Origin of the sequence: Catenibacterium sp. UBA627 (genome assembly GCF_002299355.1) — a bacterium.
GTDB lineage: Bacteria > Bacillota_I > Bacilli_A > Erysipelotrichales > Coprobacillaceae > Catenibacterium > Catenibacterium mitsuoka.
The window spans coordinates 11,188-12,021 of sequence record NZ_DBPF01000037.1; the positions used below are offsets into that span (position 1 = coordinate 11,188).

At 34.4% G+C, this 834-nt stretch carries 1 protein-coding gene; it reads right to left on the minus strand.

Annotation, left to right across the window (positions count from 1 at the left end; translation table 11 throughout):
* On the minus strand, positions 1–834 hold an 834-nt coding region (locus B2S90_RS02720; RefSeq protein WP_286696509.1), incomplete at both ends, for a helix-turn-helix domain-containing protein.

An 834-nucleotide genomic window follows, 5' to 3' on the forward strand; every position in this document is an offset into this window, starting at 1 on the left:
GCGACTATCAAACACCAATAAGCACCCGAAAAAGCATCTGTCTTCTTTTTCAAATGTTTCTCTTCTATTGTGTATTCTCCTTCCTGCAATAGAGTATCATAGCTAGACTTGATCATACCTGCACGAATAAGAATATTGACACCAATAGAAACAATAATAAGTAATAGACCTACAGATATACCACTCATATAATCTTCTACTTCCATTACACCTGCCATTATAGTAGGAATGACAGAAAGAATACAAAGTACTACTCCTATCGCAATATTCCTTGTGAATGTTGGTTCATATTGTTCTCTTCTTTCACGTACCATTCCTGATACACCATATTCTGTTTCAAAGCTTTCTTTTTCTAGATGCTGCATATGCGACTCGTGTAATCCATAATTCACAAATAGATAAACAGCTATTGCGACTAATACAAGAAGTAGTACTAAACTAAAACCTATAAGTATATGATCTTCTGTCATTGTACCTAATACTATAAGAGGTACAGGACTTAATATGCATAGACTTGTCGCATTGGCGACTATTCTTGAACCTCTACTCTTCATATCAAGATATTGATTGGCTTCTTCCATACTTACCTTGATTGTTTTTGTTTCAACATATTCATTCAGTGGTTCTTCTTCTATTTCATCCTTTAGTAAATAATCAGTAGTCACACCAAATAGTTCAGACATCTGAAGTATTCTTTGTAGGTCTGGTATAGATCCTGCACTTTCCCATTTTGAAACAGCTTGTCTAGAGACACCTAACTTATTAGCGAGTTCTTCCTGTGACCATCCATTCTTTTTTCTTTCTTCTATAATCTTATCAGCTAAAATCATAATC